This window comes from Streptomyces graminofaciens (assembly GCF_030294945.1).
GTDB lineage: Bacteria > Actinomycetota > Actinomycetes > Streptomycetales > Streptomycetaceae > Streptomyces > Streptomyces graminofaciens.
This window is the reverse complement of the sequence record NZ_AP018448.1, coordinates 7,154,415-7,178,431: the sequence shown is the minus strand read 5'-3', so window position 1 is coordinate 7,178,431 and position 24,017 is coordinate 7,154,415. Positions and strand designations below refer to the sequence as shown.

The following is a 24,017-nucleotide window of genomic DNA, read 5'->3' as shown; positions in this document are numbered from 1 at the left end:
ACCTCCTCGCACAGCATTCGCACAACTTCCACTCCTTCCGGACAACAGAACACGTGTCACCAGGGGCAGTTGGTCTGTCTGTGAGCCAACGTCCGTGCAGGTGAGGGTTGTTCGCTGATCCCCGGACGCGGGTACGGCGGCGTGCCCGCCCGGTAGGTGGCATAGGGGCATGGCGTGCTCATGGTGTGCACGTCCCATGCCCTCCTCGCCGGGCGGGAGTCGGCGGAGAGGGAGGCCTGGGCAACCGCCTCACCCGACCGCAACCGGACGCGCCGATCCCGGCCCACTGGCGGGTCCAGGAGGTCCTCACCACGCGCCCTGCACAACGCCGCCCGCTCCGCGGTCAAAGCACGCACCGCCGCCCTGAACCAGATCGCCCACATCCTCGTCACCGCACCCGAGAGCATTCGCGCCCGATACGGACAGCTCAAAGGAACAGCCCGCACCGACGCCCTGGCCCGGCTGAGGCCGGCCGGGGACGCGGTCCACGTCGCGGTCCTCACCCCGCTGAAGAGCCTCGCCCGACGTGGCCGGATGGGAGTGCCGGGTCAGCGAGCGCGTCCTGGCGCTCGCCCCGCCCACGTCCGTGTCCGGGGAACCTTCGGGACGAAGTCCGCGCAGGTCAGGGCCATGGAAGGCGCGCAAGCGCCGTCGCTTCCCAAGCTGAGAGCGCGAGTTCGATTCTCGTCACCCGCTCCATGGTGAAGGCCCAGGTCAGAGACCCGGGCCTTTGCTGTGCGTGGTGATCAGTCGCCGCGTGCCTTATTCGTGTGAAGCAGCCACGACGTACTCCTTCTCTGACGGTAGGCGGCTGAATTTGCGTCCCGCCGTCACGTGGCAAGACGTTCGTCTCCTTCGCCAAGGGCTCCTCGGCTGGTGCCCGCGCCGACGGCAGCGTGGCCGGTACCAGCCGAGGAGGCCTCAGCCTGACGAAGAGGACGAACCCGACCCCATCGAAGTGGGGCCGACCGGCTGCGTGTCTCCGCCTACTTGAGTGCTGTGCCACCCGAGTTGTGGTGGGTGATCGTCTTCTTGATCAGGTTTCCGCCGTCGGTTTCGACCGATGTCTGTTCCCCATGGCCGGACAGCACTGAGTGGCCCGGGGAGGCCGAAAAATTGCCGTGAACGCGAAGATTGACGGTTTTTTCGCCTTGGAGCCGCACCAGATCGAGCGGGGAACAGCGGGGAATCACGGTCACTGCGGCCGTGGTCGACGCAGCCCCTAGCTGTCGTAGGGGACCCAGGCACGCTCGTCTGCGTCGTTCCTGCCGTACCAGTAGTGCGGCATTCCCTTGATGCTGGTGGTGTGGAACGGGCGGCCGTGGTCGTCGATGCGGATCGTGCCGGTGCGGCCCTGGGAGGACCAGTCGAGTTCGAGGTACCAGCGGGCGTCGTAGGTCTGTGTCGTCGCGTCGACCAGCAGCACCTCCGGGTCCTCGGCGGAGACACGGTACGGGAAGTGCACGGCCGGGATGGTGTGTTCGCTGTCGGCGCCGTCCTTCGGGCGGGCGATGGGGCGGTCGACATCGAGGTCCACGGTGAGGCGGCGGGGCCTGAGCTCACCGCCGCAGCCCTGGCCCATGGCGTACGCGCTCCCGGCGGCCGGGTTGCCGCGGCTGACGACGCGGACGTGGAGCGCCTTCAGGACCACGGCCGTTGACGACCGCCCCTGCACCGAGATCTGCACCCTCGTATGCCGCCCGTGCACCGCGCCCTGCGTCGCCGCCCACACCCCGGCGTCCTGCTCCACCGGCGGCGGAGGCACCTGTGCGGGCGGCTTGTCGATGACGTAGTCGTGGTCGCACCCCTTGTCCCAGACCAGGGAGTCGGTGCTCCAGGCGAGGGGCAGGCCGGTGGTCGGCTTCGTGGCCGAGGCGGGACCGCTGTCGGTCGCGGACGGGGCGGGGTTCTGCTGCCCGGGGCTGGGCGACGCGGAGCTCCGGGAAGGGGACGGGGAGGCGGTGGCCGGCGGTTTCGCCGAACCGTGGGCTGCGCCGGAGGCGGTCGTCCGCAGGCCCGCGGGGCGGGAGGCGTCCGCCGCGGAGGAGCGGTCGTTCGACAGGACGGACACGCTGCCCGGAGTGGCGAGCAGCGCGCAGGCGACGGCGGTGGACGCCAGAACCCGTCGGCGGCGGTACCAGGGGCGGGGAGCGGAGAAGGGAGAGGGAGAGGGGGCGGGCTCGTCCGGGGCTGGATCGTCCCCGGGCTGCTCCGCGGAGCTGCTCTCCTCGACGAGTGCCCCGTCCGTGTCCGTGTCCGGTGCAGGTGCCGCAGCCGACGCGGCCGATGCCGGTGCCGACGCGGCCGATGCCGCCGCCGACGCCGAACCGGCCGTACGCACCCGCTGCCGAGCCCCCACCGCCGACAACCACAGCCTGTGCAGTTCGAGCCGCTCCTTCGGTGTCGCCTCGCAGAAGGCCGCGAGCCGCTCCACGGGCGCGAAGTCCTGCGGCACCGCCTCGCCCGCGCAGTACCGGTGCAGCGTGGAGGTGTTCATGCCGAGGCGGCGGGCCAGGGAGCCGTAGCTCCGGTCCGTACGGTCCTTCAGCCGGCGCAGCAGCGCCGCGAACTCCTCGACATCGTCCTGCATCGATACCGTTCCTCCGTCGTCCGCCCGCGATCCCGTATCCCATGTACTCACATCCCTGCACGTCAGATGGGCTGGGATGGTTCCACCGTCGCCAAAGGGGCGGCAGTCGTTGCGCCGGACTCCGGTGTCCGTCGATGCTCTTGGTGTCGCACCGACCAGGGCCGGACCGACCAACCGGCATCGGCGACGGCCGAGACGCATGCATGAACGGTCGCCTCCATGGCCACCGCGCTTGATACGTCGTCACACACGCTCACCACGCCGGTTGCCGTACTCGTCGCAGCACCGGCCTCGCCCCTGCTGACCAGCGGCATCCGCAACGGATCACGATCTGCATCTGCATCTGCCGTGTCAGACGATCCACTCAATTCTTGGAGGTTTGATGAAGTCCGTCATCCGAACGGCGGCAGGTCTCGCGGGCGCGGGCGTGGCCGTCGCAGCCATGTCCGTGGCCGGCGCATCGGCAGCGCAGGCGGAGTCCCCCACCAACGGCTGCCCGTACCCCTATGTCTGCTTCTACGTGGACGAGCACGCCTGGAACGCGGGCACGCCGATCACGACGTACCGCGATGTCACCAGTTCCTACCAGACGGTCAGGCCCCGGCCGCACTACTACGTCGTGAACACCCGGAACGACGACGTGGCGTATCTACGGCTCCAGGACGGGACCTCGATCTGCCTGGGGCCGAATTCCCGAACCGTGTTCGCGAACGCTTACAGCGTCACCGGAATAAAGATCTCCAGCAGTTCCACCTGCTGAATCCGCTCGAACGGCGGCGGCCACTTCCGCAGTTCAGCAGGGATGGGGCGGTTCCACCGTTGGCGCGTTCCACCGTTGCAGGTGTGGCGTTCCGCACCCCACGGCTCCCGCCGCCACCGACAAATCGGCAGGCACCTTCGGCACGAAAGCCGGAACCGGCCGAGAGCAATCACATACGGATCAGAAAAGGAAGACACACATGAACAGGAAGTCCCCCGCTCACCGTCGTCAGGGCCGCCGCGCGGCCGTCGCCGCCGGCCTCGTCCTGGCTGTCGGACTCGGTGTGTCGACACAGGTGTCGGCACAGGCGGCTGTCGGTGCCCCCGCGAAGGCGTCCACCGCCGCACCGCAGTCGGTCAGCGGCAGGTCCGGCCAAGTGGTGACCCGGGTTGCCGACTTCTACGGCGCGTACATCGACGCGAAGGGCGATTACACGGACCCGGACGTCACGCTGGCCACGGCGCTCCGCAAGCACTACCTGACGCCCGGCTTCGCCAAGCGGCTGGCGGCCTGGGAGAAGAAGAACGGGGCGGACGGCGTCCTGCGTGCCCAAAACGTCCCGGCGCGGTGGACGGTGACCGACAACGGCACCATGGGTCACAGCCATGAGGTCATCGTCACGCTGACCTTCGGCAGCGGGAAGACGACGCAGAAGACCAAGCTTTTCGTGCTGGTGGAGCGGTACAACCACATCTCCGAGATCGCCACCACGAGCGCCCGCTAACGGCGCGGCCCGCTCCGCCCGCCCTGCCCTGTCCCGGCCGGGACAGGGCACCGGGGTGGCGAGTCGACGGATGCACTCCGGGGGTCCATCATCGGCGACGCCGTGCCATCGCCGTGCCATCGCTGAGCCCTCGCTGCGCCCTCGCTGTGCCTTTCAGAGCGACAACCAAGCCGCTCTCACGGCTGTCGGCTGCCCCGCGGCCAAGGCGGCGGGGCAGTCGAAGCGCTGTCGGTCATTCCATGATGTGTATGGCCGCGGCGGGGCAGACCGCGGCCGCTTCCCGGACGGCGTCATGGTGTTCCGCAGCGGGGGCTTCCGCCAGCAGTACCGCGATTCCGTCCTCGTCCCGCTGGTCGAACACCTCGCCGGCCTTGACTGTGCACAGGCCACTGGCGCAGCACAGTTCCTCGTCAATGGTGATCTTCATGGCAGTTCCTTGCTCCGATGGGTCCGATGGGTCCGATGGGTCCGATGGTCCGATGGCTCCGCTTGTCCGCGGCGTCACAGTGAGTTCTCCGCGTCGCGGCTCTCCCGCCGCTCACCAGCCGCTTGTCACCAGGTGACCCACAGCTCCTCCAGGCCGGTGGCCACGACCCCGGTGCGGATGCGCAGGGCGTCCGGGTCGTCCCGCAGCCGCAGTTCGGGCAGCCGCCGGACGAAGGTGTCCAGGACGACCTGGAGTTCCACCCGGGCCAGCGTCTGGCCGATGCAGAAACGCGGTCCCGCGCTGAAGGCCAGGTGCTGCTGGGCGTTCGGGCGGCACGGGTCGAACCGGTCGGCGTCGGGGAACTTGCGCTCGTCCCGGTCCGCGGCGCTGAGGTTGACGAACAGGGTGGTTCCGGCCGGGACCGGTTCGCCGCCCACCTCGATGTCCTCGGAGATGAACCGCGGAATGCCGAGGCCCCCGACGGGGTCCAGACGCAGGGCCTCCTCGACCGCGCCCGGCACGAGTGACGGATCGGCGATCACGGCCTCGTAGAGCTGCCGGTCCTCCAGCAGCAACGCCGTCATCTTGACGATCTGGTTCGAGGTGGTCTCGTGCCCCGCGACCAGGATGCCCACCACGGTGGAGATGAGCTCCGCGTGGCTGAGCCGGCCGTCCTCGCTGTCGGAGATCTGTGTCAGCTCGCTGAGCAGGTCCTCCCTCGGGTTCGCCCGCTTCTCCTCGACCAGGTCCGAGGCGTACGCCTCGAACTCGCGCCGCGCCTCGTCGACCTCGGCCTGCGTGTACTTCGTCGTCGTCATCAGGACGTCGGACCAGTGCGCGAACCTGCCCTGGTCCTCGGCCGACGCACCCAGCAGCGCGCAGATGACCCGGACCGGCAGCGGGAGGGCGAACTCCGCCCGCAGCTCGGCGGGTGCTCCCTTGGCCAGCATGGCGTCCAGCAGTTCGTCGGTCATCTGCTGGATGCGGGGGCGCCAGGCCTCCATCTTCTTCACCGTGAACGCCGGGCTGATCAGCCGGCGGTACCGCCGGTGTCCCTCGCTCATCATCTGCGACAGGGCTTTGTTCTCCCGGTTGAACATCCCGCCGTCCTCGGTGGTCGACGTGCGGGCCGCGCCCTCATGGTCGAGGCGCCGGTTGAACCGGGGGTCGGAGAGCAACGCGCGTGCCTCGTCGTAACCGGTGACGAGGCCGGCGACGTCTCCGCTGGGCATCCGGACGTGGGTCACCGGGCACGTGGCCCGGGCTTCGGCCCACTCGCGGGGCGCTTCCAGAGCCTTGGGCTGGTCGAACGGGTAATCGAGTACGTTTTCGCCGGTCATGGTGGGGGCTCCTTCGATCAGTGATCCAGCTGGAGGCCGGAACGGTCTTCTGACAGGGCGAGCGGCTTGTACGTGGGGATTCGGGGAGTGCGGGGGCGGGTCCGGCCGCCCCCGGGTGGGGACGGACCGGGGCGACGGGGACGGGGTCCTCGGTGTGTGCCGACCCCCGGGGATCAGCCGTGGGGCCCGGTTCTCCGGTTCGGTCCGTCCACCGGGGATGTCAGCTCCCCACGGCCTCGTGCCAGGGCGCCCCGGTCTCGATGGCCTGGCGCCACTGCCGGATCGCCTTGGGCGGCATGCGCACCGCGAGGGCACCGCTGACCCGGTCGCCGGTGCGGTACGCGGCGACGAACCGCCGGTCGGCCAAGTCGCCCTCCACCACGGCGACTTCGTCGTGGCCGCGCAGGAAGCCGTGCGCCTGGACCTTCATGTCGTACTGGTCGGACCAGAAGTACGGCACCGGCGCGAACGGCTTGCGCGCCTGGGGGTTGAGCAGATTGCGGGCGGCGGCCATGCCCTGCTCGGCGGCGTTGGTGCGGTGCTCGATGCGCATCGAGGTGCCGAACAGCGGGTTGTACCAGCGGGCGACGTCACCGGCCGCGTACACGTTCTCCGCCGCCTCGCAGTACTCGTCGCACACCACGCCGTCGGCCACCGTGAGACCGCTGCCGTCGAGCCATTCGGTGTTCGGCAGCGAGCCGATGGCCACGAGCACCTCGTCCGCCTCGATCCGCGAGCCGTCGGCGAGCCGGACGCCGCCCTCGGTCGCCTCGGCCACGGTGACCCCGCAGCGCAGGTCGACCCCCTGGTCCACATGGGCCTGGGCCAGCATCCGCCCGACCTCGGCGCCGACCGCGTGCGCCAGCGGTACGGCGGCGGGTTCGAGGAGCGTCACCTCGGCGCCCAGCTTCCGGGCGACCGCGGCGGCCTCCGCGCCGAGGAAGCCGGCGCCGACGACGACCAGCCGTCGGCCGGGGGTGAGCCGCTCCCGCAGAGTGAGCGCGTCGTCGAGGGTGCGCAGCACGTGCGCGCCCGTTCCGGGCAGGCGGCGCGGCCGTACGCCGGTGGCGATGACCAGTCCGTCGTACGGCACTTCGCAGCCGTCCGCCAACCGCACTGTCCGGGAGGCGAGTTCGAGGGCGGTCGCCGCCACGCCGAGGCGCAGGTCGAGGTCGAGGGCGGCCAAGGCGGCGGGGGTGCGCAGGGCGAGCCGGTCGGACTCCCATTCCGAGGACAGGAGTTGCTTGGACAGCGGCGGACGGTCGTAGGGGGCCGTCGGCTCGTCGCCCACGAGGGTGAGCGTGCCGTCGTAGCCCTCCCGGCGCAGTGTCTCGGCCGCCGCAAGTCCGGCTGCCGAGGCCCCGACGATCAGGACGCGCCTCATCGCTCCCCCAGGCGGGTCGCCGTCGCGGGACGGATGGCCACGGCATCCCGTGCTGTGCCGGGCAGATGGTGCTCGGAGTGCTCCCTCGACAGGAGCGCGACGCGTTTCGGCTCGTCCTGCCTCGCCCGCGGGGTCGTCTCCCCTTGCACGTGCGTGGGGGTGATCGGTGCCGGTGCGGTCGCACCTAAGCAGGTCGATGAGTCTGTCATGCGTGTCTCCTCGGTGAGGGGGCTCCGACGGGACGGAGACCGGGGATACAGAGATGGGCGCGAGGCTCCCGCCGCGTCGTGGGGCGCGCGTCGGGCGGGGTGAAGGTCGGGTCGGGGTCGGCCAGGACGCAGACCCCGGCACACCTCCCCTTGCCTGACTTAGGCAATCACATTTAATTTGCCTTAGTCAAGCAAGCTATTGGTAGGTCTTCTGTGAAGGTCCATGCCCGACACTTCTCCGAGAAGGGGGACGTGCCGGGTTCGGACGAAGAGCTCGCGAGGATGGCCGAGCGGCCGGCCGCGTGAATGATCGCGTTGAAACACACCGAGCCAGGAAGGGGCCTACCCGACCGCTGCCGGCTCCTCCATCACGGCGCCGTGCCCACAGCGTGCCCACAACGGGCCCTGAGGGCGGCTCGGCTCCGGCCGGGTCTCACAGTTCGCACGAGCCGCTGTCGATGCGAAGGTGCCGGCCCCTGGCCCAGCGGCACAGCCGGACGCCGACGACGATGCCGACGATCGTGACCAGTGCGGGCAGGTAACCGCTGGAGACCTGGATGATCGGGATCGCCGGGCAGCCACCGGAGATCGCCCAGCCCGTGCCGAACAGCACTGCGCCGGGGATCACGCCGGCGTGGATGCGCCCCGGGGTGCGACGGACCCGCAGCAGAGCGAAAACGCACACGATGATCACGACTGCTCCGGCGAACGACAGGAGCATCCGCAGGTCCTGGAAGGTGAACATGCGGTTCAGTTCGGCGTAGTCACCGAAGCCGATGCTGGTGACGGTGAAGCCGAGCGCCAACCCGGTGACGATGTTGGCCAGCAGGATTCCGCCCCGGGTACGCATCAGATCACCTTCCACAGGAGGAACGACACGGCGACGGCCGTACCGAAGAACGTCGCCGTCGCCACGATGCTGACCGGGGCAAGCCGACCACAGCCGTTGAGCCCGTGGCCGGAGCTGCAACCACCGGCCAGTCGGGTACCGAAGCCGACCAGCACGCCTCCCGCGAACAGCAGGACGACCATGCCGACCGAGTTGGCCGTGACCAGGTCCCGGAAACCCGGTCCCATGTCGAGGCGGAGGTGGAACCGCCCGGAGGAGAGGGAGGCGATCAGCCCGCCGACGAAAACCGATATCAGCAGGGCGGCCTGGGTGACCAACGGGGCCGGGCGCTGACGCGTGACCGCCGGGTCCTCAGCCGTCTGCGGTTCGACGGGCGGGCCCGACGCCGGCTCCACATGCGACTGACGCGCTGGGGCCGGTTCGGCCGCGAGGGTGGCGAAATGGTCGGCGCCGGCCTTGACGAGCGCGGCGGTGAGAGCGCGTTCGTCGGCGAACTCCTCTTCCATCCGCTCGAGTTCGCGTTCGCGGCGCCAGTGCAGCACACGGTCCCACGCGCCCGAGACGCCGAAGGACCGATCGGTGGCGAGGGTGTAGCCGACGGTCAGCGCGGCCAGCGCGACGGCCCCCGCCCACCAGGGCCAGTAGGCACTCATGCGGAGCCTCTCATCCACGTGACGAACCGGCTCCAGCCGCCCTCGGAGCCAGGCTCCCGTGAGCCGGGCCGGCCGCTGGGGTCGGGTGACTGTGGAACGGAGGTGGTGGGGGTGGACGGGTCGGAGGGGGCCGCGTCGGTACCCGTGAAGTCGATGTAGCGCGCCGTTTTTCCGTTGGGCAGCAGGCTGATCGGCACGCGCTCACCGGTGAGCGACATCCGGTAGCGCGCACAGTCGCGCCATTCGTGTTCGCTGTCGCAGTAGTAGTCGCGCCAGCCCTGCAGACTCGACCTGAGGTAGGGGAAAAGGGGACATCTGGTCGCGTGTAAGCAGCTCACGCATTCTCCCTTCCGACGTGAACCGCCCGTACGCGGGTAGCTGTTGTCGGTTCTGGCTGTCCGTGCCCGTCGCACGGTCCCGAGCCTGCGAAGTCAAGCACTGCCAAACCGGCATGCGCAACGGGCGTCCGGCGCCACGGAAGAGACACGTGGTGGACGATTCGGCCGAGGATTCCGAGCGTGTCACGCAATGCACGGACACGCGGCTGTCGTCGGGGGGCAATTGGGCGTCGCCGTCGCCATCCGTCGACGGACAACCGTGCGGCATCGTCGGATCCGTCGCCGGTCTGCCCGGCCGGCCGTCCCCCGACGAAGTCTGCCGGCCAGGCCCCGGCGAGAAGTCCGGGCGTGCCGCGTGTCAGACGTGGCCACCGCACCACCCGGAGGCTGCTGCTCGTTCCGGGAGTCCTGCGGTGGCCATCAGCGACACTGAAGGGAAGCTCAGAGGCTGTCCAGTTGGTTACAGCCCGACCGGGTTGAGGTAGGTACCCGGGTGGGTCGCGCCGTCCTGCTTGAGGATCTGGCCGCCGAACGGCCACTCCAGGGTGAAGTGCTTCGTCTCGTTCGGCGGGGTGACCAGGAACTTCGCCGGAACGAACTTCTCCTTCTTCGGCGTGGACTTGGCCACCGGGAGCAGGGTGATGCTGAAGTCCACCGTGTCCCCCTGCTCCAGGATCATCTTCTCGGGCTTCTTGGAGGAGCGCGCCAGCGACCAGGTGCCGTCGGTCTCCTGAGCGCCGATCATGTCGACACCGGCGAAGCCGGACAGGGTGCAGGTGTGCTTGCTCCGGTTGGTGAACCAGATGTACGCCTGGGTCTGCTTCTCGGTCTGCCCCATCTCCGGCTTCGCGTCATCCCCCATGGCGAAGCCGGCCTTCAGGTCGGCGGTGTGGCAGCGGGCCGGCTCGGCCTCGGCGGGGGCGGCAGAGGCCGGGACGGCGGCAGCGGCAGTGCCGGCGACGACGATCGCTGCAAGGGCCACGGCGGTCAGCTTGCTCTTCATGAATTTCCAGTTCCCCTCGAATAAGAATCGGCGCGCGAGGTCAGTGCGCGCCTACACACCTGAAGATGTGCAATGCCCGGGGGAGGTTCGGTGTACCGCAGAACTTTTTCCGACAGCCAGGCTCCTCACTGTGGCCGCGTACGAGAACTCGGGATCCGGCAGCAAGCTGACAGGCCCTCATGACCTGGCGACCGTCGCGGTTCATGCCCGTTCCGCCATCGAAGTTGCCCCAAAGGGCAAAACTCGAAAAACTCTGCCGCGGCGAAGCAACCTGGTCCACCACCGGCTCGCATTGACAGTCGATACCGATTCGCTCTTTGTCGGCTTCCGAAAGGTGGCGAATTTCATGAAACAAATCGCCAAGCGGGCGGCTCTGGCCGCGACGACGACGTTCAGGATCCTCTGAACCACCTTCGGCTTCGGCTTCGGCTTCGGCTTCGGCTTCGGCTTCGGCTTCGGCTTCGGCTTCGGCTTCGGCGCCAGGGAGCGACGACACGACAGGCCACGCCGAGCGGCTTGCCGCTGTGGCGGTTGGCGATGCGGTAGTTCGTGCCCGCCACCGGTTGGTTGGCGAATCTCGAAGCGGTCGACGGTGGCCCAGTCGTGCGTCGCGGCGTCCCGCTTGGTGCCGGTGACGCGCACCCGGATCGTGTGCTTGCCGGAGGTGAGCCGGGGGCCGGTCCACACCGAGACGTCGCCGGTGCGCGCCGCCGAGTACAGGTCGACCAGCGCCTCGGCCCCACCGTCGATGGAGACGCTCACCATGCCATGGCTCGGCGCGGTCACGGCGCGCAGCGTGACGCCGGTACCGACGAAGCTCAGCGTCGCCGTGTCACCCGTGGTGTCACTGTAGGAGTCGTGCCGGCGTAGGGGCCGCTCTCGTTGCTCGTGTGGCTCCAACTGCCGTTGTACGTCACCGTGGTGGCGGCGTCGTCCACGTTGCTCGACGAGTTGCCCAGCTTGAGGTACTCGACCGAGTCGGTGAACGTGGTACTGCCCGACTTCGTGGTCGACAGCACCAGGTACACGCGGGAGCCGCTGGCCGGCGCGGTGAACGAGATCGGCCGGGTGACGCGGGAGCCGAGCGGGATGGTGAGGGGTCTCCACCTGCTGGTCCGTGAAGTCGGGTAAGCGAGCGTAACCATGTATGAGTGAGTGTCGTTGTCAGGGTGTGAATCTGACGGAATGGGCGAAGACGCAGGGCGTGCATCCGCAGACCGCGTATCGCTGGTTCCGTGAAGGGACGTTGCCGGTACCGGCTCAGCGGGTCGGGCCACGCACGATCCTGGTGAACATCGACGCGAACACCACGCCCGAGGCCATCGGCGGTCTGGGCCTGTATGCCCGCGTGTCCTCGCACGATCAGAAGACCGATCTGGAACGCCAGGTCGCCCGGCTGTCGGCGTGGGCAGCGAAGGCCGGTCACCAAGTCGTTCGTGTGGAGGCGGAGATCGCTTCCGGGATGAACGGCTGCCGTTCCAAGGCCCGGCGTCTGCTGGCCGACCCGAACGTGACCTGTGTGGTGGTGGAGCACAAGGACCGGCTCGGCCGGATGAATGTCGAGCTTGTCGAGGCCGCCTTGTCCGCGACGGGCCGTCGCCTGCTGGTGATGGACGACGGCGAGGTCGAAGACGACCTGGTGCGGGACATGATGGAGGTACTGACCTCGTTCTGCGCCCGCCTGTATGGGCGCGGGTCGGCGAAGAACCGCGCCCGCAAGGCACTGGAAGCCGCCGAGCATGGCTGACCTCCGCCCGATTGCCGCGCCGTTCGTGGTGCTCGGCCCGTCCGGTGTGGCGGTACGTGCCCGGCTGGGGGACCTCACGCCCGGGGATGAGAAGGTTCTGCGCTTGGTGGGGGCGCACCTGGGCTCGCTCGCTTCGAAGGACCTCAAAGCGCGTTGCGCCGACGGCCTGGAGCACTCCACCGAGTCATGGGCGGCCCGTAAGAGGGATCTGACGGCCGAGTCGTCGTCCAGATGGGCCGGGTCGATCACGAAGGCCACGCATGACCAGTGGGCGCTCGCCCGGCGCTGCCAGGCCGCACACGTACAGTCCCTCGAAGCCGGTATCACGACGATCCGGCACCGGCTGTCGCTGCCGGCCGGGGAGAAGGGCACCAAGCGGGCTCCGGGCGGCTACCGCTCCGCGCACGAGTGGTTCCACAAGACGCGACGGCTGCATGTGCTGGAGGACCGGCTCGACCAGGTTCGGGCTGAGAGGGAAGCGGGCCGGGTGCATGTCGTGCGTGGCGGTAAACGTCTGCTGGGCACCCGCCACAACCTCGACAAGGCGCAGCTCACCGAGGCCGAGTGGCGTGAGCGGTGGGAAGCCGAGCGCTGGTTTCTTCAGGCGGACGGCGAGTCAGGGAAAAGGTTCGGCAACGAGACGATCCGCATCACGCCCGAGGGCGAAGTATCGATCAAGCTCCCGGCCCCGCTCGCCGACCTGGCGAACGCCAAGCACGGCCGGTACGTACTCGCCGCGAAGGCACGGTTCCCCCACCGGGGGCAGGAGCGGGCCGACCGCGTTGAGGCGAACCGGGCCGTGGCCTACCGCATCCACTACGACACTCGACGCGGGCGCTGGTACGTGGACGCCTCCTGGCAGATCCCTCCCACCAAGACCATCCCACTCGAAGCCGCCCTCGCCGATGGCGTGATCGGCGTGGACACCAACGCCGACCACCTCGCCGCATGGCGCCTGGACACTCACGGCAACCCGATCGGCCGACCGCGCCGGTTCTTCTACGACCTGTCCGGCAACGCCCCCCGCCGCGACGCCCAAATACGGCACGCCCTCACGCGGCTGCTGAACTGGGCCAAGAGCTGCGGCGTCACGGCCATCGCGGTCGAAGACCTCGACTTCCAGGCCGAGAAAACCAGAGAGAAGCACGGGCGCAAGCGCCGATTCCGCCAGCTCATCTCCGGCATGCCGACGGGCAGGCTCCGCGCCCGGCTGGCCTCCATGGCCGACGCCACAGGTATCGCGATCATCGCCGTGGACCCGGCCTACACCAGCAAGTGGGGCGCGCAGCACTGGCAAAAGCCGATGGCCAACCCCAACCGTAAGACCACCCGGCACGATGCGGCGAGCATCGCGATCGGACGACGCGCCCAGGGACACCCGATCCGGCGACGGACGACACCGCCCCGTGCACACCAGAGCGATGTGCACGGGCATCGGACCGTCCAGGCCGACCGGCGTGCCCCTGAGCGTGAGGGACCCCGCCCCCGCATCCCCGGACCACGGACACGATCCGTGCCGCCGGACGCGGCGAGTACGCGGGCGACCAGGACATCCAAAACCGCTCGGGGTGTCCGCAGTGACCAGGAATGGGTCCAAGACTCACTCCTGCTCACTGATTAGGAACGGTCTACACGATGGACATCAGCTCCGTCGGGTACAAGTCCGTGAGCCTGGTGCACGGGACGACGGAAGACCTCTGCGCCCGCATCGACTGATGTCTGCCCGCGCCTGCGGCACCGGTGCCGCAGGCGCGGGCAGAGCCCGAGATACCGACGTCGCGTACAAACCCCCAGGTCGGAGACCCGGGGGTTCTTTGTTGCCGGCCGCATGGGGCCGCACGCCTCAGATGCAGAGGCACGGCCCCGGTGGAGCGAGAGAGACCCAGGGCGACGTCTCTACGCTCACTCCTGGTCACCCCTTGGTTTCGGCCTCGGCGTCGGCGACGGCGATCGCGATGCCGAGCGCTTTGGCGATGTTGCCGGCTGCCGTCATGACGCGGGCGGTGCCCACGATGGGGGCGACGGCGACCAGGACATCCTGCACCTGCTCGGCGGTCAGGCCGGCCTGGATCGCGGGGTCGATGTGGGAGACGTAGGAGATCGGCGGAGCGTCCGAAGCGGCGAGGGCCGCGATGCGGGTGAGCATGAACGTGTCCGGGGTAAGCCCGCACCGCTCGACCGAGTCGACGGTCATTGCCGCGAGGGTGTCGAGTACGGGGGTTTCAGATGCTGTGGCCATGGCGGGTCGCCTCTCCTGTTGGGTACGACGAGGAACAGTGCGCGGAAGCAAGGGCGCCGCATCTCGGGCCAGCCCCCACCACTCGACCTTAAGTCCGTTTTGCGTTAATTTCTCGCAGAGAGGGGGGTTGTTACTTCTAAGTACCGATTTCGCAGGCACGGCATGCCGCGTCGGGAGATCGACGGTCTGCGCTCCCACCCGGCCGCCGGGGAGCCACTGCCGTCACCGACCCCGCCGACCGCCGCGATCTCGACCGGTTCTTCCGGACGCGCTTCGGCCGCCGAAGCGGTCCCGGTCGGCCCCTGGCCGGTCCAGGGGCCGGGGCCGCACACACACGTGTGCCTTTTGTACGGCCCTCGTCGCTGACCCAGCATGGCGTTGCGCGCACAACGTTGGCATCAGAGGCGGGCCCACCCCCTGATGCCGCCCCAACTCACTCAACTCGCAGGGGAGATACCGTCATGCGCGCACTGCACGTCCCGGCCGCCGGGGCACAGCCGCAGTTGTCCGAGGTGCCCGTGCCCGAGCCGGTCGAGGGCACCGTGCTGATCAAGGTGAAGGCCGCCGGGCTCAACGCCGTCGACAACGCCGTCGCCGCCGGGATGATGGCCGCGATGGCCGCTCACCACTACCCGCTGACCTTGGGCCGCGACGTCGCCGGCATCGTGCACGAGGTGGGCGCGGGCGTCGATCACGTGCGGCCCGGTGACGAGGTCGTCGGCCACATCCCGTTCGTCCCGCCCATCCAGGCCGGCACGCTCGCCGAGTACGCCCTGCCCGCCTCCTCCGTCACATCCAAGCCCGCCGGCCTGGACTTCACCCGCGCCGCCGCCCTGCCGCTGGCCGGAGCCGCCGCGCTGGGCGCCGTGGACATCGTCTCGGCCGAGGTGGGTCAGAGCGTGCTGGTCATCGGCGCGAGCGGGGGCGTCGGCTCCACGCCGTGCAGCTCCTGGCCGCCTGGGGAGTCACCGTGGTCGCCACCGCCGACTCCGCCGACGCCGACCGGGTGAAGAGCCTGGGCGCCGCCACCGTCATCGACTACACGCGGGGCGACGTCGCCGCACAGGTCCGGGCCGCCCACCCCGACGGCGTCGACGCGCTGGTCGACCTGATCGCCTACGCCCCCGACGCCCTGCCCCTGGACCTGGTCCGCAAGGGCGGCAAGGTCGCCTCCACCCTCGGCGCCGCCGACGACCAGACGCTGGCCGCCCAGGGCCTGACCGGCGGCAACGTCATGGCCGCGCCCACTCGCGAGGACATCGCCCCGCTGGCCGAGCCGGCCGCCGCCGGCACCCTCACCGTCGACGTGACCACGGTGCTGCCGCTGGAGAGCGCCGCCGAGGGACTGGCCACCATCGCCTCCGGCACCGCCCGGGGAAAGATCGTCATCACCGTCGCCGACTGACCCGGCCCGCTGCCACCGGTGCCGCCCGCCCGTCCCCACGGGCGGCACCGGGCCGCACGGACACTGGCCGGCGGAGGGGAACTGCAACGACATTGCGCTTCGTGGCCGGCGCAGGGCTGGTGTCGATGCGGCCGTTGGCCAGGTAGAGGCGGTCGCCGACGCGGGCGACGGCGGACGGAACGTCGGACGGAACGTCGGACGGAACGTCCAAGCGGGGATCGGCGATCGTGGCGCGCAGGACTGCCGTACGGAAGTTCCGGACGACCTACAGCCGACACCCCTCCAGGAGGCCGGAAGTTCCGGATGACCCAGAGCCGACACCCCACCAGGAGGCCGAGGTTCAGGGCCCGCCGATTTGGGTCACGAGCCGCACCAGGTGCACCCAGGTGGACTGGAGGCGTGGGACGGGGACCCCGCAGCCGACGTGCAGGTAGTCCGTCGTCTCGAAGTTCGCGTAGGCGAGCAGGGCGTGGGCGAGCATGTCCTGGTCCCCGTCAACTCCCGCTTCCTTCAGAAGAGTTGAGACGTGGCGGTGGAAGGCGCGGCCGGTGTCGGAGGCTTGGCGGCGCTCGTGGAGCACCTGGCGGCCCAGCGCGGCGCCCAGGTCCGCGCCGGCGGCGACGCGCTCGATCAGCGCACAGCCGAACGCCTCCAGCCGCTCCCCCGCAGGCGCGCCCGGGCCCAACGGCGGGGGACCTTCGGTGTACGCCTCCTGGAACTCGGCCTCGGCCTCACCCAGGAGGGCGAGCAGGAGCCCTGCGCGGTCGCCGAACCGGCGAAAGAGGGTGCCCTTTCCCACCCCGGCCGCCTCCGCGACCGACTGCATCGTCACGTGCTCGGCCCCACGCTCGGCGATCAGCCGGGCGGCCGCATCCAGCAGCCGGGCACGGTTGCTGGCGGCATCGGCCCGCTCGGTGGCGGTGTCGTCCGGTGCGTCCATCACGGGGTTCCTGTCACTTGTGCGTACACGTTTCCGTCCTCGATCCACACCGGGTACGCGGGGACGGGTTGCCGGGGAGCGAGGGGTCGGCCGGTGCGCAGGGGTGCATCGGGCGGGCGAGGGCGTCCGGTCCGGAGCGGCACGTGTGAGCGTGGCCGATCACCGGGGCCGACGGCGTGGGGCCGCGCCCGGACCCGACCCGAGTCCGAGGCGACCTCGACAGATGGGCCTAAGCCTCGCCCCTCGGTGGTGAGCACGGCCAGGACGTCATCGTGCACGCCGTTCGCCTTCCGGCGCACGCGCACCCGACGCGCTGCACGACGCGTCCGTCGCCGGCGCTGGATGCGCGGGCTCAGGGGGTGAGCTGCTGGTGTCCTATGGGGCGGTGGACATGCCGGCGAGCTGGGCGACCTCCTCGCGGCGCAGCCCCTGGGTGCGCCGGCGCGGGCCCTCGACCAGGCCGACATCGCGGGGGCGCAGCGTCTCACGCCGCCGACGCAGGAATTCCGCCAGTTCCTTCTTGTCCATGCCGACCATCGTCGCTGCTTCCCGGTCGGCTATCCAGAGACCGCCAATCCCTGGCTGACCCTCTCGCGGAGAAGTGCCGAGTGCGGTGCCTTTCGATTTCGCCGCGGCCACCTCGCTCGTGCACCGGATCCACCACCCCGATCCGACCTGGTGGAACGACCTACCCAAGATCACCGCTCCGACGCTCGTCATCGACGACGCATCGGCCGGCTACACCCCCAGGAGGGACTGGCCGAAGCCGCTCGTCTCCTCCCTGATGGTCGGCTGGTGACGATCGAGGGGGCCGGACATCTGGCATTGCCGTTGCCGTCGCCTCGCACGTGTCCCTGCGAGGCGACGACAACGGTCTGCGCGTCAGTGCGCTGCGGCCGTCGGCTCCAGAACGAAGACCGGGATCTCACGGTCCGTCTTCTTCTGGTACTCGGCATAGTCGGGGAACGCCACGACGGCTCGCGCCCACCACACGGTCTTCTCGTCGCCGGTCACCTCGCGTGCCAGCATGTCCTGTCGTACGGGGCCGTCCTGAAGCTCCACCCGGGCGTCGGCCACCAGGTTGTGGTACCAGACCGGGTGCTTGGGGGCCCCGCCCGAGGAGGCGACCACGGCGTAGGAGCCGTCGTGCTCCACCCGCATGAGCGGGGACTCGCGGATCTTGCCGCTCTTCGCGCCCAGGGTGGTCAGGATGACGACAGGCAGGTCCCGCCTTGCCGCGTCGTCCCAGCCGATCAGGCTGCCCAGCGTCGTTCCTTCGGTACCGCCGGAGCTCTCGTACAACTCCACCTGCTCGCGTACCAACTTCATCGCGCTCGGCTCGTACTCGCCCATGAGAGGCATGGTGCCCGTCTCCGTGCTGTCGTCTCGGCTCAGAACATGGTGTTGTCGTTCGCCGACGTCTCCGGGACATCCTGGATGACGTCCCAGTGCTCGACGATCTTGCCGTTCTCGAACCGGAAGATGTCCATCACAGCGGTGCCACGGTCAGTCGCCGAGAGGGTCCGGCGGTAGTGGAGCACCACGAGGTCGTTCTCGCCGATCACCCGCTTGAAGTCGAACTTCAGCTCCGGGTACTCGGCGGTCCGCCACGTCACGTACGCGACGAACGGCTCCGTGCCGTCCGCGGCCTGCGGGTTGTGCTGGATGTACTCGCGCCCACGTAACGGTCCACGGCTGCCTGGGGGTTCTTCTTGTTGAAGGCCAGGTCCATGAAGGCGACCGCGACGCGCTTGTTGTGCCGCACCCGGCTCTCCGCCCCGTGATCGCCGCGACCGGATCCGGTTGGGCCGAGGCGGTGCCCGCGACGGTGAGTGTGGCCGCGGCAGACGCGCCGAGAGCGGCGGCGACGGCGGAGCGGCGAGAAAGAAGGGACTTCATGATCATCTCCCGGGATGGGAACAAGACTGAGTCGCACGATGCGCGTCACCCCAGGTGGCGGCGGTCGCGGCGGGAGGCCTGGCGAGGACTGGAAGACTGGGGCTGACTGGCGAAGACTGGGGCTGACTACAGGGCGCCTCCCCACCGGACCAGCTCGATGCGGTCGGGAGGGCGGACGGGCGGCGTCCGCCGTCGCCGTAGCGGCCGGGGTGAGGCCGCCGGAACAGACTCAGCCGATCTTGCTGAGCATGGCCAGGACGTCGTCGTACGTGCCGTTGGCCTCCGCGTCGCGCACGAACCTGGCTTGCTCGACGATGTTTTCCTTGGCGTCGGGCTTCTCGCGCAGGAGGGTCAGGGTCTCGGAGAGGAAGTCGTCGAGCGGCATGGCCGTCTCGCTGTCCTCCTGACCCAGCAGGGTCGTGCGCACAGCCGGTGGGACCACCTCGATCACCTGGACGCCGGCGTCAGCACCGGCGAGCTGGATGCGCAGGCTCTCGGAGAAGGAGTGCAGCGCGGCCTTGGTCGCGTTGTAGGTCGGGGTGATCGGCAGCGGTACGAACGCCAGCGCGGAGGTGACGTTCATGACGACCGCGTCGTCCTTGCCCACCAGCAGCGGCAGGAAGGCGTACGTCATCCGGATCGTGCCGAGCAGGTTGACCGTGACGTGGTCCTCGGCGACCGGGAGGGAGGCCGGGTCGAGGAGGTTCTCCGGCAGCATGATGCCCGCGTTGTTGACGAGCACGTTCAGCTCGGGGTGGCTTGCCGCGAGCGTCTCGGCGGCGCGGGCGATCGACGCGGGGTCGGCGACGTCGAGGACGAGCGTGTCGATGCCCGGGTTCCCGGCGGTGATCTCGTCGAGGAGTTCCTTGCGCCGGCCCGCGACGATCACCTTGTTGCCGGCTTCGTGCAGGCGCAGGGCCAGGCCGTGCCCGATGCCCGAGGTGCCGCCGGTGATCAGGATGGTGTTGCCGGTCATCTTCATGGGGGTCTTCTCTCCTTCGCTGGCCGCGGACCGGTGAACGCCCCGCCCGCAGCCTCGACCGTAGGAGCGCCCGCACGGAGGCGGGGAGAGGAAGGTTTATCCATGGATCGGCGGTCCCTGGCTGGGACAACGGAAAGCGGCGACCATGGAGAGCATGGACAGGAAAGAGCTGGCGGAGTTCCTGCGTCGGCGGCGTGAGACGCTGCGCCCCCGCGACGTCGGCCTGGTCGAGGGCCCGCGCCGGCGCACCCAGGGGCTGCGCCGCGAGGAGGTCGCCCAGCTCGCCGGCATGTCCACCGACTACTACGCCCGCCTGGAGCAGCAGCGCGCCCCGCAGCCGTCCATCCAGATCGCCACCGCCCTCGCCCGGGCGCTGCGACTGACCCCGGACGAACGCGACCACCTCTTCGCACTCATCGGCCACAACGCCCCGGCCCGCTTCCAGCGCTCCGAGCACGTCAGCCCAGCCCTCATGCGGGTCCTGGAGCGCCTGAACGACGACACCCCGGCCCTGGTGCTGTCCGACATGGCCGACACCCTCGCGATGAACCCGATCGCCACCGCCCTGCTCGGCGACCAGATGCGCCACACCGGCCTGGCCCGCAGCGCCTACTACCGCTGGTTCACCGACCCCGCCGAGCGGCTGGTGTACCCCGAGGAGGACCACCCCCGCCACGGCCGCGCCCAGGCGGCCCGCCTACGGGCCGCGCTCAAGGCCGGCAGCGGAGACCCCAGAGCCGCCCGGATCGTCGCCGAACTCCAGGAACGCAGCCCCGAGTTCGCCGGCCTGTGGGAACTCCAGGAGGTCGCCCAGCGCTACGGCGACAGCAAGACGATCCTCCACCCCGACCTCGGCCGCATCGACGTCGACGCCCAGGTCCTGTTTACCGAGAACCGCGCCCAGACCCTGGTGGTCATGACCGCCCGCCCCGGCACGGAAAGCCAGGGAAAGCTGGAACTCCTCTCGGTCATAGGACACCAGCAACTCACCCCCTGAGCAGTCGCGAGCCGGGGGTACGGTCCCCGACCGGCGGCGCATCCATGTGCCGCCCTACTGGAAGGAATGCGCGCGTTGAAAGCGGCAGCATCCCAGGAGAGAGCCACCCATCTTCCCGGCCGGTGCTCCCAGGTCCCGGTCGAGCGCGCGGACTTCATCCGGCAGACCCTCGACCGCCTCGGCGACAAGTGGAGCCTGCCCGTGATCGGCACGCTGCACGACGGGCCTCTGCGCTACACCGAGCTCCGACACGCCGTCCCCGGGATCTCCCAGCGCATGCTCACCCTCACTCTGCGACAGCTCCAGCAGCACGGCCTGATCACCAGGACGGCCCACGGCGAAGTACCTCCACGCGTGGAATACGCCCTCACGTCGCTGGGCACCGGCCTCCTCGACCTCGTCCACTCCCTGGATCGCGGGCCCCATGCCCTCCCTCATCGCGGGCCCCAGGCCCTCCCTCGGAGTCCCAGACCGCCTCCACGGCCCGGTCGGTCTCCTTCGCCCTCCGCAGACGGGCGGCCTGTTCCATCAACCGGCTCGCGGTCGACGTGCCCAGGGGGTCGCTCGCGGCGGCCATCAGCCAGGCGGCTGAGACGGGTTCCGTCCGCGGCGGGACCACCAGGAGGTTCCAGCGGCCCACGTGGTACGAGAGCAGCAGCAGTTCGTGCGGATCCTGCTCGGGCAGGAACCAGCCCACCTTCACGACATGCCCGCCGACGGGCACCTTGCGCGGGACGACGGGCCAGTGGGTGGGATTGACCGTGACCCTGGTGATCCGCCCCCACAGCGGATCCAACACGGCTGTCAGGATGGGGAGTTCCGCCCCGAGATCGCGAGAACGGGGCCACCATGCGCCGTCCAGGAGAGCCGGAGCGGCGCCGACCGGAGCCAGCGACAGCCGGAGAGAGGAAGAGGCGGGGGAGGACGACGAGAGCCGGTCTTCGAGTGTCGGCGAGAGAGAAATGGTCGCAGTCATGACGCGAACCCTGCCCCGGGCCGACCGCGGTCGGCCCGGCCTATTCGATCGCCGAAAACGACACGAGCGTGGTAGCCGGTGCGCGAAATGTCCTCGGTGTCTTCAGCGTACTCCTCGGGGCGCACGACACGAGAGCCGCGATGACACCGGATGCCCGAAATGCACACCAGGCATAGCATGAAAGTGGGTCGGCACACTCTCACGTGCGACCGGCCCGGAAGGGCGACCCCGGTGTGTATACGCCGGGGTCGTTGGAGCACGACGGACGCGGGAGCCAGGGGCAGGGCGTGATCCGTTCCGCCGATGCGCTGGTAGCTGCCGACCAGCCGGCGACGACCACCGTCGGGCCCTTCGATCAGGACCAGCACCCCGAACCCGGCCCGCTCACCGGCCGACGTGCCCATGCCCCCGTCGAACCAAGCCCCTTGTGCCGACCGGCGTTTGAGGGCGACGTGCCGCCCATGGCGTAATCGGCTCGTTGGACCGGTCGGCGGTGCGAGCCTGTGCAGGTCGGCAGCGTCGTGCCACGCTGATCGCCGTTGCCTGCCGGGTGGATCCAACAGGGGAGGCAGAGAGCCATGACGGACGGTGGGCACAAGTCGGGCAGGATCGGGGTGGACCGGTCGGAGGGGTTCGGCGAACGGCTGCTGGGTGTGCTGCTGGACCGGGCCCACGAGATGCCGCCGGAGTTGATCGCCCCACTCGTCGCGGAAGAGGTGGCCAGGGTCGGGGGACGTGAGGTCTCCATCCTCCTGCAGGACTACGAACAGGTGCTGCTGGTGCCGTTGCCGGGCCGGAGGCTGAGGGTCGGCGGCCCCGAGCCGGTCGAGGACTCCCCCGCCGGCCAGGCGTTCCTGGGCCGCAGAACGGTGGAGGTTCCGGTGGACGGCGGTGTACGGATGTACCTGCCGCTGCTGGACGGCAGCGACCAGATCGGGGCGATGGCCGTCACCCTGGACAGCGTCGATGACGACGACCGGCGGTTGCTCCGCAGGCTCGCCGGTCTGGTCGCGGACATGATCGTCACCAAGGACGCCTACACCGACCAGTTCTTCCAGGCCCGCCGCAGCGCCCCCATGAGCGTGGCAGCGGAGATCCAGTGGTCGTTGCTGCCCCCGCTGTCGATGACCATTCCGCAGGTCGAGGTGGCCGGAATCCTGGAGCCCGCCTACGACGTGGCCGGCGACAGCTTCGACTACGCCCTCAACGGCGACATCCTCCACGTGGCCATGATCGACGCGATGGGCCACGGGCTGGACGCGGCGACCATGGCGACGGTGGCCATCGGCGCCTATCGCCACACGCGACGGGCCCACACCGATCTGTCCCAGGTGTACGCGTTCATGGACAGGGCCATCAATGAACAGTTCGGCCTGGACCACTTCGTCACCGCACAGATGATGGTCCTGGACATCACCACAGGCCGGCTGCAGTGGGTCAACGCCGGCCACCCGGCTCCGTTCCTGATCCGTGACCGCGCAGTGGTGGACCGGCTGGAGAGCCCGACCACGTTGCCGGTCGGCTTCGGCGGCGAGGAGCCGGTGGTCAGCGAGCGGATGCTGCACCCCGGGGACCGGTTGCTGTGCTTCACCGACGGCCTGATCGAGGAGCACCAGGTCGGCGGGGAACAGTTCGGTGAGGAGCAGCTCATCGAGTGGACCAACCGGATCCTCCACGACCGCACCGAGGTACGGGCGGTGGTACGAGCGCTCTCCCACGCCCTGAAACAGGAACGCGGCGGCACCACGACCGACGACGCGACCATCTTCCTCATCGAGTGGCGGGGCGGCGACGCCGATCACCTCGCCACGCTCGACTGAGCCCGCGACGACGCACCGGCTACCTGACTGAAGCCTGGCGCTGACCTGGTGTTTCGTACCCGAGGTCGCAATACCGCAGGCGGTGGGGCGACAGCCCCCGCTCGCGTCACGGCGCACCGACGACAGGCCCTGGCTAGGCGGTGCGTCGGGCGCGGTGGCGGGCTTCCCGGAGTCGGACCTTCGACGGGAGACGGTCCAGGCCGGCCGAGTCTCGTGCGTGTGCGAGTGTTTCCCGGATCAGTCGTCCCAGAGTCCGCGCTGGATCCGCGTGAGGCTCCAGCAGCAGCCGCACGCGTGCGGTGGGAGCAGTACGTCGGCCCGTCAGCCGGACATGAGCGTGCGAGACCCCGTCGAGGGCTTGCGCCTCTTCCTCGATGACGTTCTCCAGCGTGCGGCCGTTGAGCCGGGCCGGCGCGCCGTCTTCGCTGTTGACTAGGACCCGGTCCAGGCGCTGTCCGCGCTGTGCGAGGAGCCACCACAGCAGCAGGACCAGCAGCACGGCGAGCACCGCGATGACGGTCGGCCACCACCACCCCTCTTCCCGCCACCGGGTGCGTCCCTCGACGCCCAGCACCACATCGTCCGGCCCACGGAAGGGCCACCAGCCCGGCATGCCGAAATCCCAGCGGCGCTGCAGATCCAGCCCGCCCAGCAGTACGCCACCACCCAGGGCGAACAGTCCAAGGCCGAGAAGCCCCAGCAGCACCCGGTTCACTGCCTTGAGCATCAGGATC

Annotated in this window: 28 protein-coding genes and 2 pseudogenes; 10 read left to right on the top strand and 20 right to left on the bottom strand. The window is 69.7% G+C overall.

The annotated features are described in order from the left end of the window. Positions 1-986: 986 nt before the first annotated feature. A complete protein-coding gene (locus SGFS_RS31110) occupies positions 987-1,199 on the bottom strand; it encodes a hypothetical protein (protein ID WP_286255205.1) in 213 nt (70 codons plus the stop codon). 23 nt (positions 1,200-1,222) lie between these two features. After that, positions 1,223-2,590, bottom strand: coding sequence for a helix-turn-helix domain-containing protein (locus tag SGFS_RS31105; RefSeq protein WP_286255204.1), 1,368 nt, complete (start codon positions 2,588-2,590; stop codon positions 1,223-1,225). Between the two features lie 382 nt (positions 2,591-2,972). Here SGFS_RS31105 and SGFS_RS31100 point away from each other — a divergent pair, with 382 nt between their 5' ends. Together SGFS_RS31100 and SGFS_RS31095 are read left to right on the top strand one after the other, a co-directional pair. Beyond that, the gene (locus tag SGFS_RS31100) at positions 2,973-3,350 is read left to right on the top strand and encodes a hypothetical protein (protein ID WP_286255203.1); all 378 of its coding nucleotides are present in this window, start codon (positions 2,973-2,975) and stop codon (positions 3,348-3,350) included. A 199-nt stretch (positions 3,351-3,549) separates the two neighbouring features. After that, positions 3,550-4,074, top strand: a complete 525-nt coding sequence (locus SGFS_RS31095) for a hypothetical protein (protein ID WP_286255201.1) — start codon at positions 3,550-3,552, stop codon at positions 4,072-4,074. A 232-nt stretch (positions 4,075-4,306) separates the two neighbouring features. Here the strand turns inward: SGFS_RS31095 and SGFS_RS31090 are convergent, their stop codons facing one another. From SGFS_RS31090 to SGFS_RS31050, 9 genes are all read right to left on the bottom strand, one after another. After that, positions 4,307-4,501 carry a ferredoxin gene (locus SGFS_RS31090; RefSeq protein ID WP_286255200.1) on the bottom strand — a complete coding sequence of 65 codons (195 nt, stop codon included), beginning with the start codon at positions 4,499-4,501 and terminating at the stop codon, positions 4,307-4,309. A 125-nt stretch (positions 4,502-4,626) separates the two neighbouring features. Continuing rightward, positions 4,627-5,841, bottom strand: coding sequence for a cytochrome P450 (locus SGFS_RS31085; RefSeq protein WP_286255199.1), 1,215 nt, complete (start codon positions 5,839-5,841; stop codon positions 4,627-4,629). Positions 5,842-6,061: 220 nt separating this feature from the next. Further along, positions 6,062-7,225, bottom strand: coding sequence for an NAD(P)/FAD-dependent oxidoreductase (locus SGFS_RS31080; RefSeq protein ID WP_286255198.1), 1,164 nt, complete (start codon positions 7,223-7,225; stop codon positions 6,062-6,064). A 642-nt stretch (positions 7,226-7,867) separates the two neighbouring features. Then, the gene (locus SGFS_RS31075; RefSeq protein WP_286255196.1) at positions 7,868-8,284 is read right to left on the bottom strand and encodes a YeeE/YedE thiosulfate transporter family protein; all 417 of its coding nucleotides are present in this window, start codon (positions 8,282-8,284) and stop codon (positions 7,868-7,870) included. After that, positions 8,284-8,937: a YeeE/YedE thiosulfate transporter family protein gene (locus SGFS_RS31070; protein ID WP_286255195.1), complete on the bottom strand. Its 654-nt coding sequence runs from the start codon at positions 8,935-8,937 to the stop codon at positions 8,284-8,286. Before SGFS_RS31070 ends, SGFS_RS31075 begins: the two co-directional genes overlap by 1 nt. Then, complete coding sequence (locus SGFS_RS31065; protein WP_286255194.1) at positions 8,934-9,275, bottom strand: hypothetical protein; 342 nt, start codon at positions 9,273-9,275, stop codon at positions 8,934-8,936. Before SGFS_RS31065 ends, SGFS_RS31070 begins: the two co-directional genes overlap by 4 nt. A 460-nt stretch (positions 9,276-9,735) precedes the next feature. Continuing rightward, positions 9,736-10,278, bottom strand: a complete 543-nt coding sequence (locus tag SGFS_RS31060; protein ID WP_286255192.1) for a DUF4232 domain-containing protein — start codon at positions 10,276-10,278, stop codon at positions 9,736-9,738. 201 nt (positions 10,279-10,479) lie between these two features. Continuing rightward, positions 10,480-11,064: a hypothetical protein gene (locus SGFS_RS31055; RefSeq protein WP_286255191.1), complete on the bottom strand. Its 585-nt coding sequence runs from the start codon at positions 11,062-11,064 to the stop codon at positions 10,480-10,482. 32 nt (positions 11,065-11,096) lie between these two features. After that, entirely contained in the window at positions 11,097-11,423 is a 327-nt protein-coding gene (locus tag SGFS_RS31050; RefSeq protein WP_286255190.1) for a hypothetical protein, read from the bottom strand. Between the two features lie 26 nt (positions 11,424-11,449). Here SGFS_RS31050 and SGFS_RS31045 point away from each other — a divergent pair, with 26 nt between their 5' ends. Both SGFS_RS31045 and SGFS_RS31040 read left to right on the top strand, forming a co-directional pair. After that, positions 11,450-12,025: an IS607 family transposase gene (locus SGFS_RS31045; protein WP_286255189.1), complete on the top strand. Its 576-nt coding sequence runs from the start codon at positions 11,450-11,452 to the stop codon at positions 12,023-12,025. Further along, the gene (locus SGFS_RS31040) at positions 12,018-13,646 is read left to right on the top strand and encodes a transposase (protein WP_286255188.1); all 1,629 of its coding nucleotides are present in this window, start codon (positions 12,018-12,020) and stop codon (positions 13,644-13,646) included. The genes SGFS_RS31045 and SGFS_RS31040 overlap by 8 nt, the downstream gene beginning before the upstream one ends. Positions 13,647-13,937: 291 nt before the next feature. Here the strand turns inward: SGFS_RS31040 and SGFS_RS31035 are convergent, their stop codons facing one another. Further along, positions 13,938-14,264, bottom strand: coding sequence for a carboxymuconolactone decarboxylase family protein (locus SGFS_RS31035; protein ID WP_286255187.1), 327 nt, complete (start codon positions 14,262-14,264; stop codon positions 13,938-13,940). Positions 14,265-14,725: 461 nt separating this feature from the next. Between SGFS_RS31035 and SGFS_RS31030 the strand changes: the two genes are divergently transcribed. Continuing rightward, positions 14,726-15,274, top strand: a complete 549-nt coding sequence (locus tag SGFS_RS31030; protein WP_286255186.1) for an alcohol dehydrogenase catalytic domain-containing protein — start codon at positions 14,726-14,728, stop codon at positions 15,272-15,274. Next, on the top strand, positions 15,235-15,669 hold the full coding sequence (locus SGFS_RS31025) for a zinc-binding dehydrogenase (protein ID WP_286255184.1): 435 nt from the start codon (positions 15,235-15,237) through the stop codon (positions 15,667-15,669). Before SGFS_RS31030 ends, SGFS_RS31025 begins: the two co-directional genes overlap by 40 nt. Positions 15,670-16,009: 340 nt before the next feature. Here SGFS_RS31025 and SGFS_RS31020 read toward each other — a convergent pair whose 3' ends face one another. Together SGFS_RS31020 and SGFS_RS31015 are read right to left on the bottom strand one after the other, a co-directional pair. Further along, positions 16,010-16,609, bottom strand: a complete 600-nt coding sequence (locus SGFS_RS31020) for a TetR/AcrR family transcriptional regulator (protein WP_286255183.1) — start codon at positions 16,607-16,609, stop codon at positions 16,010-16,012. A gap of 384 nt (positions 16,610-16,993) precedes the next feature. Further along, positions 16,994-17,137: pseudogene (locus SGFS_RS31015) on the bottom strand (transcriptional regulator); the annotation flags it as partial. 85 nt (positions 17,138-17,222) lie between these two features. Between SGFS_RS31015 and SGFS_RS31010 the strand changes: the two are divergent. Next, positions 17,223-17,408: a hypothetical protein gene (locus SGFS_RS31010; protein ID WP_286255181.1), complete on the top strand. Its 186-nt coding sequence runs from the start codon at positions 17,223-17,225 to the stop codon at positions 17,406-17,408. An 83-nt stretch (positions 17,409-17,491) separates the two neighbouring features. Here the strand turns inward: SGFS_RS31010 and SGFS_RS31005 are convergent, their stop codons facing one another. The 4 genes from SGFS_RS31005 to SGFS_RS30990 form a co-directional block, all read right to left on the bottom strand. After that, positions 17,492-17,971 carry a nitroreductase family deazaflavin-dependent oxidoreductase gene (locus SGFS_RS31005; protein WP_286255180.1) on the bottom strand — a complete coding sequence of 160 codons (480 nt, stop codon included), beginning with the start codon at positions 17,969-17,971 and terminating at the stop codon, positions 17,492-17,494. Positions 17,972-18,000: 29 nt separating this feature from the next. Further along, entirely contained in the window at positions 18,001-18,225 is a 225-nt protein-coding gene (locus SGFS_RS31000) for a nuclear transport factor 2 family protein (protein ID WP_286255179.1), read from the bottom strand. Next, positions 18,222-18,374, bottom strand: coding sequence for a hypothetical protein (locus SGFS_RS30995; protein ID WP_286255178.1), 153 nt, complete (start codon positions 18,372-18,374; stop codon positions 18,222-18,224). Before SGFS_RS30995 ends, SGFS_RS31000 begins: the two co-directional genes overlap by 4 nt. Before the next feature lie 363 nt (positions 18,375-18,737). Then, positions 18,738-19,490 carry an SDR family oxidoreductase gene (locus SGFS_RS30990; RefSeq protein WP_286255176.1) on the bottom strand — a complete coding sequence of 251 codons (753 nt, stop codon included), beginning with the start codon at positions 19,488-19,490 and terminating at the stop codon, positions 18,738-18,740. A gap of 154 nt (positions 19,491-19,644) precedes the next feature. Here SGFS_RS30990 and SGFS_RS30985 point away from each other — a divergent pair, with 154 nt between their 5' ends. Together SGFS_RS30985 and SGFS_RS30980 are read left to right on the top strand one after the other, a co-directional pair. Beyond that, positions 19,645-20,487: a helix-turn-helix transcriptional regulator gene (locus tag SGFS_RS30985; protein WP_286255175.1), complete on the top strand. Its 843-nt coding sequence runs from the start codon at positions 19,645-19,647 to the stop codon at positions 20,485-20,487. 66 nt (positions 20,488-20,553) lie between these two features. Next, positions 20,554-20,838, top strand: a pseudogene (locus SGFS_RS30980) (winged helix-turn-helix transcriptional regulator); the annotation flags it as partial. Positions 20,839-20,854: 16 nt separating this feature from the next. Here the strand turns inward: SGFS_RS30980 and SGFS_RS30975 are convergent. Then, positions 20,855-21,463 carry a DUF5994 family protein gene (locus tag SGFS_RS30975; RefSeq protein WP_286255173.1) on the bottom strand — a complete coding sequence of 203 codons (609 nt, stop codon included), beginning with the start codon at positions 21,461-21,463 and terminating at the stop codon, positions 20,855-20,857. A 578-nt stretch (positions 21,464-22,041) separates the two neighbouring features. Between SGFS_RS30975 and SGFS_RS30970 the strand changes: the two genes are divergently transcribed. Then, the gene (locus tag SGFS_RS30970; RefSeq protein WP_286255171.1) at positions 22,042-23,283 is read left to right on the top strand and encodes a PP2C family protein-serine/threonine phosphatase; all 1,242 of its coding nucleotides are present in this window, start codon (positions 22,042-22,044) and stop codon (positions 23,281-23,283) included. 133 nt (positions 23,284-23,416) lie between these two features. Here SGFS_RS30970 and amaP read toward each other — a convergent pair whose 3' ends face one another. Then, positions 23,417-24,010, bottom strand: a complete 594-nt coding sequence (gene amaP, locus SGFS_RS30965) for an alkaline shock response membrane anchor protein AmaP (RefSeq protein WP_286255169.1) — start codon at positions 24,008-24,010, stop codon at positions 23,417-23,419. Between the last annotated feature and the right edge of the window lie 7 nt (positions 24,011-24,017).

Excerpts from the sequence above, each read along its gene's own strand:
- SGFS_RS31105 (WP_286255204.1), bottom strand. The coding sequence starts at position 2,590 with ATGCAGGACGATGTCGAGGAGTTCGCGGCGCTGCTGCGCCGGCTGAAG.
- SGFS_RS31100 (WP_286255203.1), top strand. The coding sequence starts at position 2,973 with ATGAAGTCCGTCATCCGAACGGCGGCAGGTCTCGCGGGCGCGGGCGTG.
- SGFS_RS31095 (WP_286255201.1), top strand. The coding sequence starts at position 3,550 with ATGAACAGGAAGTCCCCCGCTCACCGTCGTCAGGGCCGCCGCGCGGCC.
- SGFS_RS31090 (WP_286255200.1), bottom strand. The coding sequence starts at position 4,501 with ATGAAGATCACCATTGACGAGGAACTGTGCTGCGCCAGTGGCCTGTGC.
- SGFS_RS31085 (WP_286255199.1), bottom strand. The coding sequence starts at position 5,841 with ATGACCGGCGAAAACGTACTCGATTACCCGTTCGACCAGCCCAAGGCT.
- SGFS_RS31080 (WP_286255198.1), bottom strand. The coding sequence starts at position 7,225 with ATGAGGCGCGTCCTGATCGTCGGGGCCTCGGCAGCCGGACTTGCGGCG.
- SGFS_RS31075 (WP_286255196.1), bottom strand. The coding sequence starts at position 8,284 with ATGCGTACCCGGGGCGGAATCCTGCTGGCCAACATCGTCACCGGGTTG.
- SGFS_RS31070 (WP_286255195.1), bottom strand. The coding sequence starts at position 8,937 with ATGAGTGCCTACTGGCCCTGGTGGGCGGGGGCCGTCGCGCTGGCCGCG.
- SGFS_RS31060 (WP_286255192.1), bottom strand. The coding sequence starts at position 10,278 with ATGAAGAGCAAGCTGACCGCCGTGGCCCTTGCAGCGATCGTCGTCGCC.
- SGFS_RS31050 (WP_286255190.1), bottom strand. The coding sequence starts at position 11,423 with ATGGTTACGCTCGCTTACCCGACTTCACGGACCAGCAGGTGGAGACCC.
- SGFS_RS31040 (WP_286255188.1), top strand. The coding sequence starts at position 12,018 with ATGGCTGACCTCCGCCCGATTGCCGCGCCGTTCGTGGTGCTCGGCCCG.
- SGFS_RS31035 (WP_286255187.1), bottom strand. The coding sequence starts at position 14,264 with ATGGCCACAGCATCTGAAACCCCCGTACTCGACACCCTCGCGGCAATG.
- SGFS_RS31030 (WP_286255186.1), top strand. The coding sequence starts at position 14,726 with ATGCGCGCACTGCACGTCCCGGCCGCCGGGGCACAGCCGCAGTTGTCC.
- SGFS_RS31020 (WP_286255183.1), bottom strand. The coding sequence starts at position 16,609 with ATGGACGCACCGGACGACACCGCCACCGAGCGGGCCGATGCCGCCAGC.
- SGFS_RS31005 (WP_286255180.1), bottom strand. The coding sequence starts at position 17,971 with ATGCCTCTCATGGGCGAGTACGAGCCGAGCGCGATGAAGTTGGTACGC.
- SGFS_RS30990 (WP_286255176.1), bottom strand. The coding sequence starts at position 19,490 with ATGAAGATGACCGGCAACACCATCCTGATCACCGGCGGCACCTCGGGC.
- SGFS_RS30985 (WP_286255175.1), top strand. The coding sequence starts at position 19,645 with ATGGACAGGAAAGAGCTGGCGGAGTTCCTGCGTCGGCGGCGTGAGACG.
- SGFS_RS30975 (WP_286255173.1), bottom strand. The coding sequence starts at position 21,463 with ATGACTGCGACCATTTCTCTCTCGCCGACACTCGAAGACCGGCTCTCG.
- SGFS_RS30970 (WP_286255171.1), top strand. The coding sequence starts at position 22,042 with ATGACGGACGGTGGGCACAAGTCGGGCAGGATCGGGGTGGACCGGTCG.
- amaP (WP_286255169.1), bottom strand. The coding sequence starts at position 24,010 with ATGCTCAAGGCAGTGAACCGGGTGCTGCTGGGGCTTCTCGGCCTTGGA.